3 protein-coding genes are annotated in these 1,569 nt (G+C 74.3%); 2 read left to right on the top strand and 1 reads right to left on the bottom strand.

Going from position 1 to position 1,569, the window contains the following annotated elements; genetic code table 11:
* Positions 1 to 89 precede the first annotated feature (89 nt).
* Positions 90 to 266 (bottom strand): LPXTG cell wall anchor domain-containing protein, encoded by a 177-nt coding sequence (locus AB0I76_RS29575; protein WP_357042334.1) that lies wholly within the window; start codon positions 264 to 266, stop codon positions 90 to 92.
* A gap of 279 nt (positions 267 to 545) precedes the next feature.
* Between AB0I76_RS29575 and AB0I76_RS29570 the strand changes: the two genes are divergently transcribed.
* Positions 546 to 1,346, top strand: a complete 801-nt coding sequence (locus AB0I76_RS29570) for a helix-turn-helix transcriptional regulator (protein ID WP_357042331.1) — start codon at positions 546 to 548, stop codon at positions 1,344 to 1,346.
* Entirely contained in the window at positions 1,337 to 1,549 is a 213-nt protein-coding gene (locus AB0I76_RS29565; protein ID WP_357042328.1) for a DUF397 domain-containing protein, read from the top strand. The genes AB0I76_RS29570 and AB0I76_RS29565 overlap by 10 nt, the downstream gene beginning before the upstream one ends.
* The last annotated feature ends 20 nt before the right edge of the window (positions 1,550 to 1,569 follow it).

Here is a 1,569-nt window from a genome sequence, read left to right as displayed (position 1 = left end):
GCGCCGCCGCGGGGGGGGGCGCGCGGGGGGGGGGCGGGGGCCCCCCCCCCCCGCGCCCCCCCCCGGCCCGGTTCGGGGGTGCGCGGGGTTCAGGCGGTGTCCAGGTCGCGCCGGCGGAAGGCGGCCAGGCCGGCCGCTCCCAACAGCAGCACCAACCCCCCCAGCCAGACCAGCGGCATCGCGGTGACGTCGCCCCCGGGCAGCCGGGGCAGGTGGGTGAACGGGGAGACGTCCATGACCCACTGGTCGAGCCACCCGGCCGGCATGCCTGCGGGCGTCGACGGCCACGCTGGTTCCTCCATTGGCACCGGCTGCCGGCGGTCAGGGCAGGCACGCCACCGCAGGCCGCAGACGCACCAGCGTCCCCAGCGGGCCCAGTCGCGGCGGTGCCGCGGCCCCAGCGGTACGGGCTCCGGACGCTTTCCCATGTGTACCTCCCTCGTCGTGGCTGCTCACACTCTGCTGTCCGGGCGACTACGGTCGGAAGGCGTCGGCGGGCCACGGGCCGGTGGTGGTGCCACGGTGGCCCGGTGTGGGGAGGTGTGATGGGCGAGGTGTCCACGCTGGAGTTCCTCGGCGGCGAACTGCGGCGGGTCCGGCGGGAGCGCGGGCTCAGCCAGGAGGACCTGGCCCAGCGCATCAACTACTCGTCGTCGCTGATCGGGATGGTGGAGATCGGCCACCGGACCCCGTCGCAGGACTTCGTGGGGCGGGTGGACGCCGCGTTGGCGTCCGGCGGGTTCTTCGAGCGGCTGCTGACCCTGGTGCGCGCCGATGCGGCTCCGCCCTGGCTGCGCGAGTGGATCCAGGTGGAGGCGGAGGCGACGCTCATCCGCTGGTTCGAGCCGTCGTTGATCCCCGGCCTGCTCCAGACCGAGGCGTACGCCCGCGCGGTGCTCGCCGGTGGCGGCATGCTCCGGGAGGCGGAGATCGAACAGCGGATCACGTCGCGGCTGGCCCGGCAGGAGGTCCTGACCAGGGAGACACCGCCGGAGGTGGTCTTCGTCGTCGACGAGGCCGTGCTGCGTCGGCGCATCGGCGGCCCAAAGGTGTTGGCCGAGCAGTTCGACCACCTGCTCGACGTCATCGAGTGGGCGCACGTTGACCTGCACGTGGTCCCGGCCGAAGCCGGGATGCACGCCGGTCTCGCCGGGGCGTTCATCCTGGCCCGCACCTCCGAGGGTGGGGAGGTGGCGCACGTGGACACACCCCTGCGGGCGCACGTGACCGACCGCTCCGAGGACGTTGATAGCCTTCAACGCAGGTGGGAGAACCTGCGGGGTGAGGCGCTGCCCCGGAGGGCGTCCCGCCAACTGATGCGGGAGGTGGCAGCGTCATGGACCTGACCGGCGCGGTCTGGCGCAAGTCCAGCCGCAGCGACAACGGCGGTTCCACCTGTGTCGAGGTGGCGACGAACCTGGCCGGCGTTGTCGGCGTACGCGACAGCAAGGATCGTCGGGGTCCGGTGCTGGCCTTCGGCCCCGCGGCCTGGACCGGTTTCCTCGCCGCGGCCCGCACCGGCGCCCTGCGGCCCGCCGCCGGCCGGTAGCCCCGCCACGGACGTGCCGC

Origin of the sequence: Micromonospora sp. NPDC049799 (assembly GCF_040656655.1) — a bacterium.
Lineage (GTDB): Bacteria > Actinomycetota > Actinomycetes > Mycobacteriales > Micromonosporaceae > Micromonospora.
The sequence above is the reverse complement of the archived record's forward strand: the minus strand, read 5'-3'. Positions and strand labels throughout refer to the sequence as shown.